Here is a 15,703-nt window from a genome sequence, read left to right on the forward strand (position 1 = left end):
GGCTACTTATAAAAGTGAAATATCCTAGGGTAAATTACTTAGATGAGCTATCTATGCGTTAATTGAACCGAATTCGGATTTGACATTACAGATTAGACAACAAAAAAATTAGTTGGGTTTAGTGATAATCCACTGCTGAGTTACGCGAATTGTACCTGAGTAAAACTACCACCGCTACCATCTTTGTCAAAAGCCGCACCTGAACTGATGGTAAGTTATCAGAAGGTTGGGTTTAAAACCCCGTGCTTACTTCGGCTACGCTCAGTAACCATCCAGCACGGCTTTAAAGTAACTCGTCAAGGAGTAATGAGTAATGAGTGGATGAAAAATGGGTATTTACTCATTACTTATTACTTATTACTCATTACTCCTTCTTAAGAGTGCGTTCACGGCGGGGAGGATGTCAACAATATCCTATTATTTAGTACATCTGTTTCAGCAAGTAGGCACAGCTAATTTAGCGTGTTTGTTAACGTAGTCCACAAATAATTGCTTCAGTCGGGGACTCACGCCAACGTGTTCAAAGAATCCAAAACCCAGATTCTTAGCTCTTGCTAAGGTTTCTTCTGGTGTTAATCCTTCCTGGATAGCGATACTTAAGAGTGCAATTCCAGTCGATCGCATCCCGGCTGCACAATGCACAACTGCTGGTTTAGGAATTTCTTCGAGTGTTGTGAGGATTTTGGTAATGGCCTCTTCATTCAAGTTTTTTAAATCTACCTTGAGTGGAACATTCTTATAATGCAGCCCCAATGCTTCAGCTAATTTTTGCTCATCCTTGGAAAATCCTAGCTCATCAGGCGATCGCAAATTTAGAACGGACTTAAAACCTTCTTGGATAGCTTGCTCAAGCTGTTTTGGTATAACTTGTCCTGTTGTCGTTAAGTTTTCGTTAATCTGTATGGCGTTGATCACATTTACTCCTTTTGACTTTCTAATGGCTTCCAGCTTGGTAAATAGTCGAATCAGCAAGCTTTGAGAAGTTATTCAAATAAGCACTGCAAAATTAGCTAAATATCAAAAGATATTGCTTGATTACTTCAAAATATGTCTTTTGAAGTTGATTATTTTATTGCTTTATCCATAATATACGGTTTGTCGATAGATTTAGTGTTAATTATAGTTTATTATGATTTTCACCGATAAAATTATCAGAACTTATATATAAGCAGTCTGCACTGGTTCTCTGTTACTGGCAGATGTGTGACAGCAGGTATTGATTTTGGGCTGGCGATTCGGGGAAGCGATGTCTACAACGGACTACGGATGCGAGTCACACAGAAAATTAGACGACAAATTGTCCAGCGAGTTGTGACTCAATTGGAAACTGCTAATATCAGTAAAGCGGTTGAAGATTTAGCTAGTTGATCTGTTGCGATGTCTACGACGGGCTACGCCTACGCAACTAAAATGTCTATAACATGCCAAAAAGTCAAACAGATATGTAATCTGGATGTCAGTCATGAACCTATGAGCGCTAACGAAATATCTCTTCGACCTGCTCTAGAAACAGATGCGTGGGTGCTGAGTGCAATTCATATTGCTGCTATCAAAGCTCTGCCTGCAACTTTCTACACCGAAAAAGAACTTTTAGCTTGGCGTAATTACCGCGACAAACCGGATGGTTCAAATATCTTGAAGAGCATGAAAGTGGAAACTTGCAAAGTTGCGATTAAGGGAGATGTTGTTATAGGTTTTGCTAGCTTCATTGTTGATGAACTCATCGGGCTGTATGTCCATCCTAAATATCAAGGTAAAGGGATTGGACGTGCTTTAGTTCAAAATTTTTGTGACGAAGCAACTGCTCAAGGTATAGATAAGGTAATTACAACTGCTAGTCTTTATGCTGAAGGATTTTATTTACGACTGGGATTTACTGCCATCCAAAAAGCACCTCATTATTTAAGAAAGGGGATAGTTGTCCCAGTTACGAAAATGAGTAAAACATTAGCTACTGCACCGAGATAAATTTAAGTCGATACCAGATTTCCAATAATTTTAAAAGTACTGGTATCAAGATTATTTTTCTTTAATTTGCAACAACTTTGGAGACATAACTTATGATGAAAATAAGTACTTGCCAGTATAAATGAATAAAAGCATCCGTTCATCAACTCTTACCCGTATACGTTTGATAGAAGCCGCCTCGCAAGTATTTGCCAGTTTAGGTGTTCAAGGAGCGACTACCCGTGAAATAGCTCGTGTTGCTGGTGTGAATGAGGTGACTTTATTTCGTCACTTTGCTAGCAAAGAACAACTTCTGGGAGCAGTCATCAAAAATGCCTTGGCACTCCAGACCGAAGCCCTTGCATACCCCGAAGCGTGGACCCAGGATCTAAAAATTGATTTAAGACAGTATGCCCATCTTTATAATACTATGCTAGAAGCACAGGAGGACTTAATTCGTACATTTATTGGAGAAGCTAAACGTCATCCTGAAGAAGCGAAACAAGTGATTCAAGAAGCCGCCAAGCCTTTAAGAGAAAAACTGGTTGCTTACCTGGAATCGAGCCAGAAACTAGGTATCGTGAGAGTAGACCTCGCTCCATTTCCAGCAGTCGATATGTTTACGGGAATGCTGTTAGCTGGAATGCTATGTCGTAGTGCAAAATTTAATCAAGGCAGCTATAGCTGTGAGGACTATATCGAAACCTGTGTAGATATTTTTGTGCGTGGTATCAGTATCTCTAACAGTTCTCAATGTGGTTGTAAAATTTGAGCTAAATTAGATAATTTATGCCAATGTATTGATTAAAAATAGTTAAAATTAGTGTTTGGGGATAATTATTTTTCACAATTTAAAATCTGTTCCCAACTCAATTATTTTATTTAATTTTAAATTCACAACAGTTATTCATAATTAGTAGTTTCAGTAGAGCCGCCATTAACTAAAAGCGCTTGTTGTTTTTCCAGCACTTGTTTGCGTAACAAGAGCAATTTTCTATCTTTTATACCTTCTGCGATTAATCCATCAACAGTTTTCATGAGATAATCAGCGCAGGAACCCAATTTTCCAGATGCGGTGGCAATGCTATTAACAGTAGTTGTTAATGGTAATTTATGAGCATACCTGGGATGCTGGCGATTAGCCACAAAGGCGATCGCTTTAAATTCTTGCGTACCATCAAATACCCTTACCCAACGGGCAACGTAGACACCAGCTAACATTTCCCGTCGCCAAATCAGCAATAATTCGGATGCTACATCAGCAGCAGCAATTCGATAAACAATACCACGACAACTACCGCCGCGATCGAGTCCTAAGAGTAATCCGGGATTTTCTGGAGTCCCTCGGCCGAGAATCATCCATGTACAGAAGCGCCGATGCCAACCATAAATTATCCCAGCACGGCGCTCGACGTATGTGATTAGGGGATTCCAAATTAGGGAACCGTAGGCAAATATCCAGATATCAGAATTTGGTAGTTGGTGTTGTAGTATTTCATGGAGCGATCGCTGTAACTCATCTTCGCTCAGGGTCGTTAACTTGATTCCAGAGTGTGATGCTTCAAACAGTCTAGTCTGTGCGTTTCCGGCTTCGAGGTCGCTACGACTGAGTGACATAATGTAGATTATTTCCTTTTCTGTAACTATTCAGTAATTTCACTATAACTTTAAAATAAATTAATCTTAGTATCGTTTCCTTTTCCGTAGGATTATAGAGTAAGCCTAACTACAGGCAGCAGTATCTTGGTGATGCTAATCCACGAAATAAGGAGCAACCTTTGTGGCATCTGCGACAAATCAATTATTAAAGTTATCAATCCAATATTTACCAAAAATTGCCACTAAATTAGCAATTACAACTCTAATAGCAATTCTACCGTTACCAGTTAAAGCAGTTACATTAGTCACTAGTCGTGCTGATTTTGGAAGTAATGACGGAATTGATTGGTCAAGTTTGGGTAAAGTGTTCAATCCCTTTGCTCCCGATCCTTCGACTTTTCTGCCTAACTCCTTTTCAGCGGTATCCGAAGGCGGTTTAGCTCTAGGTGTAACCGTACCTCAAGTAAATGATTCTGGTATTACCCCACCTTTTGTTTTTCAAACTTCTTTTATACCTAAAGGTATTCCGACTAACTTCACTGATGGCGATTTTCTTCTTTTGACAGGCTTGAATCCACAAAGTGGTTTTCCTGCCATTGGCAACCCAGGCCCTTTGACCATTAACTTTGATCGGCCTGTTTTCGGTGCTGGTACTCAAATAGCTGTAGATGATATTCTAAAATTCAACGTGTTTGTCTCAGCTTTTGATAATGCCAATAACTTATTAGGTACTTTCTCTGTACCGGGAACTTCTTCAGTAACATTGGATAATTCAGCATTGTTCGTTGGGATTAGCAGTGAAACTGCTAACATCTCGCGACTGGTTTTCAGCACTTCGGAGTTAAATAGGGCTTTTGCTATCAACAGGGTGAGTATTATTGCAGTTTCTGAACCAAATTATACCTTGGCTATATTAGCTTTCGGTGTTTCATCTGCCATTTTGAAAGTACGCCAACGCAGGTAAAAATTATTGTCTAAACACTTGTAGAGACGGCGATTTATCGCGTCTCAAAACTCAAAACCCACGATTTTGTACTTTAATGTTCTTGTCCCGTTGGCCGGATAAGAATTTCGTTGACATTAACACGCGACGGTTGCGTAACGGCATAAACGATCGCAGCAGCAACATCTTCGCTATGCAGAGGTGTGATTGCCTTGCGCCGTTCTTCAATACGTTGTTTGGCAACTGGATCGGTAATTTGGTTGTCAATTTCTGTATCCACCAAACCAGGTTCAATAATGGTGACGCGGATGTTGTCCTTATGAACTTCTTGGCGTAAAGCTTCTGAGAGGGCATTAACGCCCCATTTGGTAGCATTATAAACACCGACACCCGCCCGTGCTGTCCGACCTGCCACTGAGGAGATATTGACTATGTGCCCCGATTTTTGCGCCTTCAACAGAGGTAAAACAGCGTGAGTAGCATATAGCAGTCCTAGTACGTTGATGTCGAACGATCGCCGCCAGTCTGAGCTATTTCCAGTTTCAATGGTTCCGAGTAAGGCAATCCCGGCATTATTCACCAGGATATCGACCCTTCCCAATTCTGCATTTGCTTTTTCCACCAAGTGATTTACCTGGTTTTCATCAGTCACATCAGTGACAATGGGCAATGCCTTGCCACCACTAGCTTCAATCCGTTCTGCTAATGCCTGAATGCGATCGCCACGCCTAGCAGCCAGTACTACTGTTGCTCCTTCTGCCGCCAAAGCGATCGCAGTTGCTTCTCCAATTCCTGCTGAAGCCCCAGTGATAATTGCTACTTGTTCTTTTAATTTACCTGTCATTTATTTAATTCCTTAGTGATTGGTAATTCGTAATTAGTAATTGAGATTAGTTATTCTCCCCCTGCCCCCTGCCTCTTCCTGATCCTCAACACAGATGCGACTGCTGCCCCACAAAGTATTAGGGCTGCAAAGCGAAAAGTTCCTTGAAACCCTGCAACGATCGCATCAGGAGGGGCAACAGAAACATCTGCACCCGCAGACATACTAGCGATTAATGCTCCAAATACTGCCCCGATTAAAGAAACTCCTACTGTGTTTCCTGATGTACGTGACAAAGATAGTAGCCCAGAAGCAATCCCTAGCCGCTCCCTTGGTACTGCTCCCATAACAGTGCTGTTGTTGGGCGATTGAAATAAACCCAGTCCAATGCCGTAAATAAAATAGCGTGACACATAGCCTAGTTCAGTAATCTGAGCATCAAAAGTGCTAATCCCCAAACAGCCACCTATCATTAACCCCAGTCCAATTGGGCTGATTAGTCGAGCGCCAAAGCGGTCTGAAAGTATTCCCCCTAGTGGGGCAATTAACCCACTAAGTACAGGTGACACAGCTAGTAGCAGCCCCACTTTTACCGTCGGATAATGCTTGACGCTCTCTAGAAAGAAAGGGACGATGAGTAGCGAACCGCCGATAACAATGAATGCTAGCCACCCACTTAGCAAACCCATACTCAACTGAAGATTGCGAAACAGGTGTAGTTCTAATAGCGGCTCTTTTATAACCGCTTCAACTACCAAAAAAATTATGAAACTTACGGTAGCGATCGCTAATAATACTAGTGCATTGGTACTGCCAAAGCCCTGACTTTGCCCTAGCGTCATACCCAGACCAAAACTACCCAGAGTCAATAAAGCCAATACAGCTCCAAAAAAGTCAAATTTCTGTTTACCCTGAATGCGTACAGAAGGTGGCACTACACGAGCTATCAAGAAACTAGCGATAATCCCCAACGGTACATTGATGAAGAATATACTATGCCAGCCTGATAAGCTTAGGAGCAGCCCGCCTGCGGAAGGGCCAAAAGCAATTCCCAATGATACAACACTACCGATAACGCCAACAGCGCGACCTCGCTCCGAAGATGGAAAAACTTCTGTAATGATTGCCAAACCAAGCCCAGAAATGAACACAGCACCCAGTCCTTGAAGTGCGCGAAAGGCAATCAACCACTCAATACTAGGTGCAAAACCACACAACAGCGAACTGAAAGTAAATAGAACAAGTCCCCCCTGATACAAGGATTTCTTACCCCACATATCTCCCAAGCGGGTTGCCCCCAAAACTAAACCGGAACTGACCAACTGGTAACTCAATACAGCCCATTGGGTTGTCGGAAAACTGGTACCAAAGGCTTGCACCAATGTGGGTAAAGCAACATTGATGATGCCCACATCGAGGGTAGACATGAACACCCCAAGTCCGACACCGAATAAGACCCAATTTTTTTGAGCGTCTGACAAAGCCAGAGGTTGTGTTTCCAATTGTGCCAAGATTTAGCCTCCGCCTTTGACTTTACGGTTATGAATAGTTTGCATACGTATATTCATTATCCTCACTATCTGTTCGCTGCGATCGCTTCGTTGCTCAAAAATACTCTGGATAAATTGCCAAATTCAGGTTTATTTCAGGCATTATCTTCTCAATCAGCAACACTGGCTTTTCTACTTGTCATATATTTTGGTAAATTACTTAGATACTTTTAACTCCAAGCTCCTTCGGCTATATCAACAATAGTATTTAGTAAAATACGGCAACTCGATACATTCACTGTATTTTATACTAGTTAGCAAACTATCATAGACACCTCTAAGAAGCAAGTCCTAGAGGTTTTCGTATAAGCAATGACTCAAAAAGCTGCCTTATCTCGATTTGCCTTAGCATTTATTGCAGGCTTTGTGTCTGTTTTGCTATTTCACCAAGGTATGTTGGCGTTGCTACATACAGTGAATTTCACGCCTCGCACTCCTTATTCAACTGCACCAACACAACCATTTGGAATCCCGCAAATTTGGTCAAGTGCATTCTGGGGAGGAATTTGGGGAATGATTTGGGTAGCAATCGCGCCTCGTTTTCAAAATGATAAAAACTATTGGTTAACAGCATTGGTATTTGGTGCAATTGTCCCGATGCTAGTAGCTTGGTTTGTGGTTGCACCACTCAAGGGTCAGCCCATCGCTGGAGGCTGGAAACTTGTGGGAATAGTCACAGGTTTATTAGTTAATGGTGCTTGGGGAATAGGAACCGCCGGGTTGCTGAGATTATTCTCTAGAAGACAATTGTTCAACAGCTAGATTTTTTAAGACTTCTACTAGTTTCTGAAGAGACTCGCCATTTATTCAGTAAACCAGTAAAGTTATTTCCCAGACGTTCCCGGCTCAATCCGCGCCCCAAGCTGAAGAACTCGTCCGAGATCATCAGCATTTCGCCAAGTTTCAACTATCTTCCCGTCAACAATCCAATGAATGAACATAGCCGTGAACGTCTGCTCTCGACCATGACTAAGTATTCCAAAGAAACTTTCCTGAGTGCAGGTATTAGTTGCACGCACCACAACTTTGTCACCTTCAGCAATTACGTCTTCAATTGTCCATTTCTGCTCAATAGCCCCAAATGAGCCAAAGAGTTTACGTACTCCATCCGGCCCTGGAGGAAGTCCAGGTAAAGCACCGTGCATCCTCCAAGTTGGGGCGGTCATCTCGCAGATATCTTCAATTCGATGCTCGCTAATGAGTTCAATCCAGCGTCGAGCAATTATTTTATTGTCTTCAACATTAGACATTGCTACTCCTTTTTACTTACAACTAAAAATAGTATTTACTTATCAGTGATTAATTCTGGGCTGATGCAAGTTCAAAAATAAATTTTTGCTCCGTGCATTATTGCTAATTTTTTGAAAGACAGGCACTCCCGCTTTGGGCAGCCCCAAATATTATTGCATTTTAGACAGCATCCCAAACCCTCTCATTACTGGTACACTGCCATGTACTTTAATTGAATATCCTAACGCACAGGACATTTTTGGAAAAAGCAAGGCCACAGTAGGGGTTTTGACGGTACAGACAAAAAACGAGTAATGTTAGTATCATCCAAACTAAGCAAAATCCCTTGCTCCTTGCCCCAGCATAAAGTGTAAAGATGTGTATACTAATAATGATTCGAGAATAATAGCTCAGAAAATAACGAGAATATTATTTACGTTACTCAGTCATTGCAAGAGAAAAAGGATTTATCAAAATGGATTCCTTCGGTATCTACACCCTGGCTAATGATGTGGTGTTTGACCAACTAGTAGCTTTGCTAAACAGTATTGAGGTGAATGTTAGCGCAGATATTCCTATTTGTATAATTCCATATAATGAGCAACTAGATTTAGTTAGGAAGGAAATTCAGAATCGGAAAAATGTAATCTTGTTTGATAATTGGGACGTAATTCAACACTGGGAAGAATTTGCTCATCAGGTTTGGGCAGCACATCCAAGGGAAAAAGAGACAAAATTATCACGTCCTAGTTGGTACAAAAGTCATTTACAAAGAAAGTTTGTTGCCTTTGAGGGTATTTTTGATAAATTCGTATTTTATGACGGTGATAGTTTGGCAATGAAGCCACTCAATAATGTAATTGACAAGCTAGAAACATCAGATTTTGTGTTTGATGATTGGGAACACCTTAAGGATAGAGCTGTTGCAGCGTTAAATATTTCAGTTATAGAGAAAACTGGGCTGTATACAGAAGCAGATATACGTCCTCAACTCCATTGTTCTAGTTTCTTTGGCTCTAAACGAGGATTGTTTACTGTTAAAGATATTGAGATAATGAAAGAGCAATTAATTACCCAAAAAGAAGTTGAGTGGATTAATGGACATGGATGGTGGGATGATTCCTTTTTGTTTAACTATATGACCTTGCGCTGCGATCGCCCACTTTTTAACTTTACACTTAGCCCCAATGGTGAAGATAGAACAGGCAACTGTGCCAATGCAGATCCCTTTATCAATATTAATAACGTTCTTTATAATCAAGATGGCTTAAAACCAATTCATCGTATACATTATATGAGCTATTCTTCTCGTGATTTTGCCCAGTTATCTCAAGGGCAAGATGTCAATATATGTTATGGAAATGAATTTTTGCACTATCGCTTTCTTAAAGAACCAGAACAAAGACCAAAACAGCTTAAGCCAGCAAGCATAATTACTAAAACTAATAATTTTTTTAACAAAACAATGAATAAAATTCAAAGAACTCTCCGCTAAAGATAGCTTTATTGGTGACGCGTTAAATTAGTATTCTATTTTCTATATTTTCCAGTTACTAGTATAAAATATGCCTAGAATTACTGTTTGTGTTCCTACCTTTAATCGGGTTAATCTTCTTCCTTATGCCATTGACAGTGTACTGAATCAATCTGAGCAAGACTTTGAGCTAATTGTTTGTGATGACGGTTCTAGCGATCGCACACCTGAGTTAATGTCACAGTATACAGACCACCGGATTAAATATATTCGTCATCTGCAAAATATTGGTAAAAGTAATAATATGCGCTCTGGCTTTGATGCTGCCAGTGGTGAATATTTTATTAAATTTGATGATGACGATCGGCTCACACCCGATTTTCTCGCAAGTACCGCAGCGATTCTTGCTCAAGACTCTAGCATTGATTTTGTTGGTACAGACCATTGGATAATTGATATTAACAATGTGCGGGATGAGGTAAAAACTCAAGAAAATACTCATCGCTGGGGTAGAAAGAATTTACCAGCAGGTGTTGTAGATAATTTGTTGGAAGTTGTATTTGTTAACCAAAGCTTTCAAGTTGGCGCAACATTATTTCGCCGCAAAACCTTGCAAGAATTAGGATATATGCAGCCAAATATGCAAAACTGTGAGGATAATGATTTATTTGTGCGTTTAGCTTTGGCGGGAAAAAAGGGTTATTATTTACCAAAATTATTGATGGAATATCGCACTCATGCAGAACAGCAAGGTATAAATAGAGCCATTCCTTATTTGTTTGATAAAATGCGGTATTTAGAAAGTTATAAGTTTGATTCTGAAAAAATAGAGACAATCAGGAAAAATCGTTTAACTGAAACGCAGTTATTATTAGGTTTGCGTTTAATTGAAAAGGGTGAAACGCAAAAAGGCAGAGAGCTAGTTTTAGCAGGGCAATCTTTTTCAACTCCTAAAGCTTGGACTGGTTTAGGTTTATCGTTGTTACCAGTTGGGTTACGAGGTAAGGCGTTTAATGCACTGCGGCAGGTGCGGGGTTAGGCTATGGGAATGCGTTGGCGTAGCCCACCGCAGGCATCAGCTTTTTCCTATCAAGTACGTGGTGAATAACGTATCATACATAGGCGCAGAGAAAGCTATACAGCTTTTTACACCGCGAAGAACTTACAGCACTTACGGCGGCTATGAGGTACATCCTCAAAACTGAAAGCTATGATAGCAGAGGGGTAAGAAGAAAACTGTATTGCATAATAGCCGGAAGCGCTGTATTTAAATAACTACTAACTTCTTGACCACTCATCAATAATAGTCAAAATTGTTTTATCACCCAAGTTTTTAACAGATTTTACTACATCGCGGTAATCTTCAAACTTTTGCTTCGGTTTCTTACTTCGAGCATCAAATATCCCTTTTGCAAGTTTTTCAGCCCCAGGAATCCTAGAGCGTTGTAACTTTATAGATAACTCGTCTTTATCCAAAGAATTCAATAAACTAAGTGGATTACTCTGTTCGCTCTTTTGAGGAATAAGGTTTTCAAGTTGCTTTAACTGACTATCTATCCTCTGTCTTTCTTGTATAAATTCTGACTTAAATTCATTGAATTGCTTCTCAAGACGTAATTCTAGATTTGCTAGACGTGGTTCTAACTTTGTTATTTCTGGCTGTGGTGTTACTTGTTTAGTAGAAGAATCAATTCCTTTGAGAGATACAACTTGCTTTACTACTAAAGCCTCTAATTTTGGGGCAATGACACAAGCATTAACCATTTCACCTTGTCGAGGATTTTTTTCTCTTGCCCTGACAGCAGCATAATATTCAAAATGTCCATCAACTACCGTATAGCTCTCTACACCTGTTACTTTCAGAACTAATGGTCTGATAATTCCTCCTGTTTCTATAATTATGTCTGCAAGGTTCTCTAAATCAGCTTCTGCAAAATTTGAACGAGGTTCATTAGAAGTAATACTTTTTACATCCACCAAAGAAAAATTAATCATTAATCAATCCCCAATTTTTGGATAACTTCATCTGCTAATACATTAAATTCTTCAGCAGAAATTTGAGCAGAAGTTTTTAACTCGGCAAATTTTATAATAGATTTAGGGTCAGGATATTCTAAATCTCCAACTGAGATAGTCTGATTCATACATTCTGATAACGCTGTTCTGTCATAAATTACAGCTTCCATCAGTGGCAATTGGTAGCGCTCTGAAATTACTTCTCTCTGTTTAGGGAAATTGTATTGTAAAAATTTAGCATTTGTTGAGATTTTAGAAGCAAGAACGCCCATTATACTAATAGGCGGTTTACCCATCATTTCTCTAGATTCATTAATTTGATTAACAAAATTTTTGACCGTTGGTAAACCTTGGTTAGCAAATGGTTTCAAGTCGGATGGAATTATTAGGTAATCACTAGTAATCAGTGCAACTTCAGCATACAAATCTCTAGAGGGAGGAGTATCAATAATTACAATATCATAGTTATTTTCTACCCTTTTTAGTTTTGTTACTAGCCTGCTTCTACTAGCTAATATTTTATTTAGTTTATCCTGATATTCAATTAATGTAATATGTGAGGGAATAACATCAATTTCTGGATTGTTGAAATAATCAGATGTACGCACTACTTCTGGAATAAAGTTAAAATCTCCTGATTCTAATAAATGATATACGTTTAACTCTCTTAAATTATCATCTTCTTCAAATTGAAATTTGATTAATCCTGTAGCAAAAGTAGTATTTGCCTGGGAATCTATATCAACTAAAAGTACATTTTTACCTTTTTTACGTAATGCTGCTGCCAGGTTGACTGCAACAGTAGTCTTTCCAACGCCGCCTTTATTGTGGTAGATTGCAATCGTTTTCATTGAATGTTGCCTGTTTGTTTCAAAATTTGAATTATTTTCGATCTGAACTTTTGATTTATCTACTAGCTGTCCTTCTTTCAAGCTTTCTCTACCAATTAGAGTTTTAATTTCATCTATCTTTATCTCAACTTCTTTCCCAGAGCATTGAAATATTAACTGAATATCAGTCTGTAATTTTTGATAAATTCTAATCTCTTTGCCATTAGTCAGCAATCCATACCTGACATTCAAGCTGGTTAAATAATGCCTGAGTCGGGGGACATGATTATTTAAGTTTTGTTTGGGATGCTTTGCCTCCATAACGACACTCAGGGGTGAGTTGGCATCTAAAACAAAAGGAATCACCTGTGCAGCAAATGCTAAAAAATCTAAGCGGATGCTACCAACGGCAACTTCTTGATGCCAGGTGTCAGGAGTATAACCTAGCTGTGGTAGCAAATATTGCACTATGAGTTTGCTTTCAACTTCGCTTTCGTTACGGCACAGCTCAGGATTAAAAGGCAATATTTTTCTACCTTTAAATAATTATTGGACTTAGCACAAAACCTCATACTTGCTAGATTATGGCATACCTTTAATTATTCTGAGTGATATAAATCACTTATAAAAATATCAATAATCATCATAAAAGTAGTACTTTTGCTGATACAGTAACAACTTTTGAGAGCTATTTTCCCATTAAACTTGTAAATGGCTAGAATCAAAGTGTTTACCTATTTGCGCTAAAGGTTTTGGCTACTGTATCTTGTCCCCACTGCCATCAACTCGTTGATAGTCAAGCTATTAGTTGTCCCTATTGCCGGACTACACTCAAAGCTTACGGTCATCCCGGTATTCCATTGCACCGCGCTACTGGGGATGGGTATCTGTGCGACACTTGCACCTATCACGCTGATGATACTTGCAATTTTCCTCAGCGTCCCTACGCCAAAGACTGTACCCTCTACCAAAATATTGAACAGACAAAGTTAGAGTTGGAACAGCAGCGTTACACTAACAGTTTTGTTGTAACTGTGAAAACTTGGGTAAAACGCAATCAGGCTTTGCTGTTGCTATTAGGTTTATTATTGGTCTGTTTGTTGTTCGTGATATTAAGGTCTTGATTAGTGTTTACTGGGGATTGGGAATAGGAAATGGTCAAAATTAACAACAATGCCCAATCCCTGAACTTCAGACTGTGGTGATTTTGGATGCTTCAGTTATAGCTTCAACTTGTATCGGTGGCGCTTTTTCCTCAAAGGCGGCTAAGTCGAACCAGAAAGTTGTGCCAATGCCAACTTCACTCACTAGATGGACTTTACTACGATGTCTGTCGATGATATTTCTGACAATCGATAATCCTAAACCTGTGCCTTCTAGGGTGTGAACTCGGTTTTCTACACGAAAGAAGCGTTCAAAAATTGAGTGCTGGTCTTCTGTAGCAATGCCAATTCCAGTATCGGAAATTTCAATCCGCACTGGAGAAGATTGGCTGTGATTGGGTTTGAAATCTAGTTGGTAAGCGCGGATTGCTACTTTACCACCGGCTTTGGTAAATTTGAGGGCATTACCAATTAGGTTGCCAAAAACTTGTACTAACAGATCGTAATTACCCATTACCAGGGGTAAATTAGCATCAACTTCTTGAAGAAGTTCAACACCTTTATCTTTTGCATTGAGTTGGTAAGTACGCAATGTTTGCTCGATCGCTTGGGCTAGATCCACTCCATCGAAATTATACTGACGACCAGATTCGAGTTTTGATAAATCCAATACATCGTTAACTAGGCGGGTTAGGCGATCGGTTTCATTGTTAACTGTTTGCAAAAACTCTTGCCGTTCTTCTAATCCTAAGTCTTCGCCGTAGTCATGCAGGGTTTCAATATAGGTTTTGATGTTAAATAAAGGCGTTCGCAGTTCGTGAGAAACGTTGCTGATAAATTGACTTTTTGCATCGTTTAATTCCACCTCACGGGTTATGTCTTGGACAGTAATCGCAATGCCTTTGATGCTTTCTCTTTGCACGTTGAGTACTGTAGTCAAGAGAATACGGATCGTCCGAGGGGTGGGTTGGTTAATAAAAATACGGAATTCGGCGCTTTCGCATTCACCTGCTGCCATTTCGTACAATGGGCCAGTGATTTCCATTTGTACTGCTGGCGGCAAGTGATGCAATACATTGCAGCCGACCACATCAGCCGTTTCCCAGCCAAAAATTCGCCGCGCCGTGGGGTTGACTAATATCACCTGCATGTTGTTATCAATCAACACAGCACCATCTGCGATCGTGGAAACTAGGGTTTCTAGCTTGGCTTTTTCGGCGGTCAGTTCTTCAATATTCTGTTCTTCATAGCGTTCTAATCGCTCCGCCATCTCATTAAAGCTTAAAATTAACTCCCCTAGTTCGCCCCCTAAAGGTAAATCAATGCGCTGCTTGAAATTCCCGGTAGCAATTTCCTTTACCCCCACCAGGAGTTCTTTTATTGGTTTAGTGATGGTCAAAGCGTTTATTACTCCTGCCAAAATCACCATTACCCAAATTGTGATAAAAACGGCAATGGTGACATCGCGGGTAAAATTGGTGGAGATGACAGCAGTCTGATTGGGGTTGATACCGATCGCTAATACACCTAAGTATTTCTTATTAACGATCAGAGGAATAAATACATCGGTAACAACTCCATCTGGAGTCATGTGTTGCCGCACCATCGGCTTTTCCCCATCACCAGGGTAATCTTCTGGCAGTTGTATTCGCCGTTTAATGGTGAGGGAATTTTCTACCTCGGCTTCCCAAAAAGGTATGCCAAAGAAGATTTCCCCGGTTTCATCAGCGTAAAGCATATAACGCACGCTAGAGGTGCTGCTGTAGAAGCGTTGAGAAAATTGGGCAACCTCTGTGAGATTATTGTCAGCAACCAGGGGGGCAACATTGGCAGCAAGCAGCAAACCCAAGTCACGCCCGAAGCGGGTGTCATTCATCCGCGCGTCCTGCTGAATTGTATTCACAGCCCAGAAAGTCAAACCACTCATCACCAAGGAAACCACCAATGTAGCCACAGCCAGCAGCTTAGTCTGGAGGGTGAACTCAGACCACCAACTTGCGATCGCATGTCGAATTGTTTTTAACAGGGTTAGCATCTTAAATAAAGTTGTTAGTAGTCTTTGTTATAAAGCCCAACAACTAAAAAATTAACAGTTAATTTGACAAATATGTTAGAGAACGGGAATGGAGGATTATCAGAGGGTATCTCTGTTAAGGTTGTCTTAACGAATTTACCTCATTTGGGCGAT

The 15,703-nt window shown here is 40.1% G+C and carries 16 protein-coding genes; 8 read left to right on the top strand and 8 right to left on the bottom strand.

Going from position 1 to position 15,703, the window contains the following annotated elements:
* Positions 1 to 435 precede the first annotated feature (435 nt).
* Positions 436 to 915 (bottom strand): beta-lactamase hydrolase domain-containing protein, encoded by a 480-nt coding sequence (locus tag FD724_RS20855; protein WP_179073963.1) that lies wholly within the window; start codon positions 913 to 915, stop codon positions 436 to 438.
* Positions 916 to 1,203: 288 nt separating this feature from the next.
* On the opposite strand from FD724_RS20855, the gene FD724_RS20860 reads away from it, so the two are divergent.
* From FD724_RS20860 to FD724_RS20870, 3 genes are all read left to right on the top strand, one after another.
* On the top strand, positions 1,204 to 1,368 hold the full coding sequence (locus FD724_RS20860; RefSeq protein WP_179073964.1) for a hypothetical protein: 165 nt from the start codon (positions 1,204 to 1,206) through the stop codon (positions 1,366 to 1,368).
* 42 nt (positions 1,369 to 1,410) lie between these two features.
* The gene (locus tag FD724_RS20865) at positions 1,411 to 1,968 is read left to right on the top strand and encodes a GNAT family N-acetyltransferase (protein WP_242060630.1); all 558 of its coding nucleotides are present in this window, start codon (positions 1,411 to 1,413) and stop codon (positions 1,966 to 1,968) included.
* A 121-nt stretch (positions 1,969 to 2,089) separates the two neighbouring features.
* Positions 2,090 to 2,719: a TetR/AcrR family transcriptional regulator gene (locus tag FD724_RS20870; RefSeq protein ID WP_179073965.1), complete on the top strand. Its 630-nt coding sequence runs from the start codon at positions 2,090 to 2,092 to the stop codon at positions 2,717 to 2,719.
* Between the two features lie 131 nt (positions 2,720 to 2,850).
* On the opposite strand, the gene FD724_RS20875 is transcribed toward FD724_RS20870, so the two are convergent.
* Positions 2,851 to 3,564 (bottom strand): gamma-glutamylcyclotransferase, encoded by a 714-nt coding sequence (locus FD724_RS20875; RefSeq protein ID WP_179073966.1) that lies wholly within the window; start codon positions 3,562 to 3,564, stop codon positions 2,851 to 2,853.
* Between the two features lie 163 nt (positions 3,565 to 3,727).
* On the opposite strand from FD724_RS20875, the gene FD724_RS20880 reads away from it, so the two are divergent.
* Positions 3,728 to 4,510, top strand: coding sequence for a hypothetical protein (locus tag FD724_RS20880; RefSeq protein ID WP_179073967.1), 783 nt, complete (start codon positions 3,728 to 3,730; stop codon positions 4,508 to 4,510).
* A gap of 73 nt (positions 4,511 to 4,583) precedes the next feature.
* Here FD724_RS20880 and FD724_RS20885 read toward each other — a convergent pair whose 3' ends face one another.
* Together FD724_RS20885 and FD724_RS20890 are read right to left on the bottom strand one after the other, a co-directional pair.
* Complete coding sequence (locus FD724_RS20885; protein ID WP_179073968.1) at positions 4,584 to 5,333, bottom strand: SDR family NAD(P)-dependent oxidoreductase; 750 nt, start codon at positions 5,331 to 5,333, stop codon at positions 4,584 to 4,586.
* 50 nt (positions 5,334 to 5,383) lie between these two features.
* A complete protein-coding gene (locus FD724_RS20890; RefSeq protein ID WP_179073969.1) occupies positions 5,384 to 6,823 on the bottom strand; it encodes a DHA2 family efflux MFS transporter permease subunit in 1,440 nt (479 codons plus the stop codon).
* Positions 6,824 to 7,174: 351 nt separating this feature from the next.
* Here FD724_RS20890 and FD724_RS20895 point away from each other — a divergent pair, with 351 nt between their 5' ends.
* Complete coding sequence (locus FD724_RS20895; protein ID WP_179073970.1) at positions 7,175 to 7,624, top strand: hypothetical protein; 450 nt, start codon at positions 7,175 to 7,177, stop codon at positions 7,622 to 7,624.
* Positions 7,625 to 7,686: 62 nt separating this feature from the next.
* Here FD724_RS20895 and FD724_RS20900 read toward each other — a convergent pair whose 3' ends face one another.
* Positions 7,687 to 8,112 (bottom strand): ester cyclase, encoded by a 426-nt coding sequence (locus FD724_RS20900; RefSeq protein ID WP_179073971.1) that lies wholly within the window; start codon positions 8,110 to 8,112, stop codon positions 7,687 to 7,689.
* 455 nt (positions 8,113 to 8,567) lie between these two features.
* Here FD724_RS20900 and FD724_RS20905 point away from each other — a divergent pair, with 455 nt between their 5' ends.
* On the top strand, positions 8,568 to 9,587 hold the full coding sequence (locus tag FD724_RS20905; protein ID WP_179073972.1) for an Npun_R2821/Npun_R2822 family protein: 1,020 nt from the start codon (positions 8,568 to 8,570) through the stop codon (positions 9,585 to 9,587).
* Between the two features lie 70 nt (positions 9,588 to 9,657).
* Entirely contained in the window at positions 9,658 to 10,605 is a 948-nt protein-coding gene (locus tag FD724_RS20910) for a glycosyltransferase family 2 protein (RefSeq protein WP_179073973.1), read from the top strand.
* A gap of 239 nt (positions 10,606 to 10,844) precedes the next feature.
* On the opposite strand, the gene FD724_RS20915 is transcribed toward FD724_RS20910, so the two are convergent.
* Both FD724_RS20915 and FD724_RS20920 read right to left on the bottom strand, forming a co-directional pair.
* Entirely contained in the window at positions 10,845 to 11,561 is a 717-nt protein-coding gene (locus FD724_RS20915) for a chromosome partitioning protein ParB (RefSeq protein ID WP_179073974.1), read from the bottom strand.
* Positions 11,561 to 12,937 (bottom strand): AAA family ATPase, encoded by a 1,377-nt coding sequence (locus FD724_RS20920; RefSeq protein ID WP_179073975.1) that lies wholly within the window; start codon positions 12,935 to 12,937, stop codon positions 11,561 to 11,563. The genes FD724_RS20915 and FD724_RS20920 overlap by 1 nt, the downstream gene beginning before the upstream one ends.
* A 227-nt stretch (positions 12,938 to 13,164) precedes the next feature.
* Between FD724_RS20920 and FD724_RS20925 the strand changes: the two genes are divergently transcribed.
* Positions 13,165 to 13,536: a zinc ribbon domain-containing protein gene (locus FD724_RS20925; RefSeq protein WP_179073976.1), complete on the top strand. Its 372-nt coding sequence runs from the start codon at positions 13,165 to 13,167 to the stop codon at positions 13,534 to 13,536.
* A 67-nt stretch (positions 13,537 to 13,603) separates the two neighbouring features.
* Here FD724_RS20925 and nblS read toward each other — a convergent pair whose 3' ends face one another.
* Entirely contained in the window at positions 13,604 to 15,550 is a 1,947-nt protein-coding gene (gene nblS / locus FD724_RS20930; RefSeq protein ID WP_179073977.1) for a two-component system sensor histidine kinase NblS, read from the bottom strand.
* Positions 15,551 to 15,703: the final 153 nt, after the last annotated feature.

The organism is Nostoc sp. C057 (assembly GCF_013393925.1).
Classification (GTDB): domain Bacteria; phylum Cyanobacteriota; class Cyanobacteriia; order Cyanobacteriales; family Nostocaceae; genus Nostoc; species Nostoc muscorum_A.

Bases quoted from the DNA above. Each gene is read 5' to 3' on its own strand.
- FD724_RS20865 (WP_242060630.1), top strand. From the start codon at position 1,411: ATGTCTATAACATGCCAAAAAGTCAAACAGATATGTAATCTGGATGTC.
- FD724_RS20870 (WP_179073965.1), top strand. From the start codon at position 2,090: ATGAATAAAAGCATCCGTTCATCAACTCTTACCCGTATACGTTTGATA.
- FD724_RS20875 (WP_179073966.1), bottom strand. From the start codon at position 3,564: ATGTCACTCAGTCGTAGCGACCTCGAAGCCGGAAACGCACAGACTAGA.
- FD724_RS20885 (WP_179073968.1), bottom strand. From the start codon at position 5,333: ATGACAGGTAAATTAAAAGAACAAGTAGCAATTATCACTGGGGCTTCA.
- FD724_RS20895 (WP_179073970.1), top strand. From the start codon at position 7,175: ATGACTCAAAAAGCTGCCTTATCTCGATTTGCCTTAGCATTTATTGCA.
- FD724_RS20900 (WP_179073971.1), bottom strand. From the start codon at position 8,112: ATGTCTAATGTTGAAGACAATAAAATAATTGCTCGACGCTGGATTGAA.
- FD724_RS20905 (WP_179073972.1), top strand. From the start codon at position 8,568: ATGGATTCCTTCGGTATCTACACCCTGGCTAATGATGTGGTGTTTGAC.
- FD724_RS20910 (WP_179073973.1), top strand. From the start codon at position 9,658: ATGCCTAGAATTACTGTTTGTGTTCCTACCTTTAATCGGGTTAATCTT.
- FD724_RS20915 (WP_179073974.1), bottom strand. From the start codon at position 11,561: ATGATTAATTTTTCTTTGGTGGATGTAAAAAGTATTACTTCTAATGAA.
- nblS (WP_179073977.1), bottom strand. From the start codon at position 15,550: ATGCTAACCCTGTTAAAAACAATTCGACATGCGATCGCAAGTTGGTGG.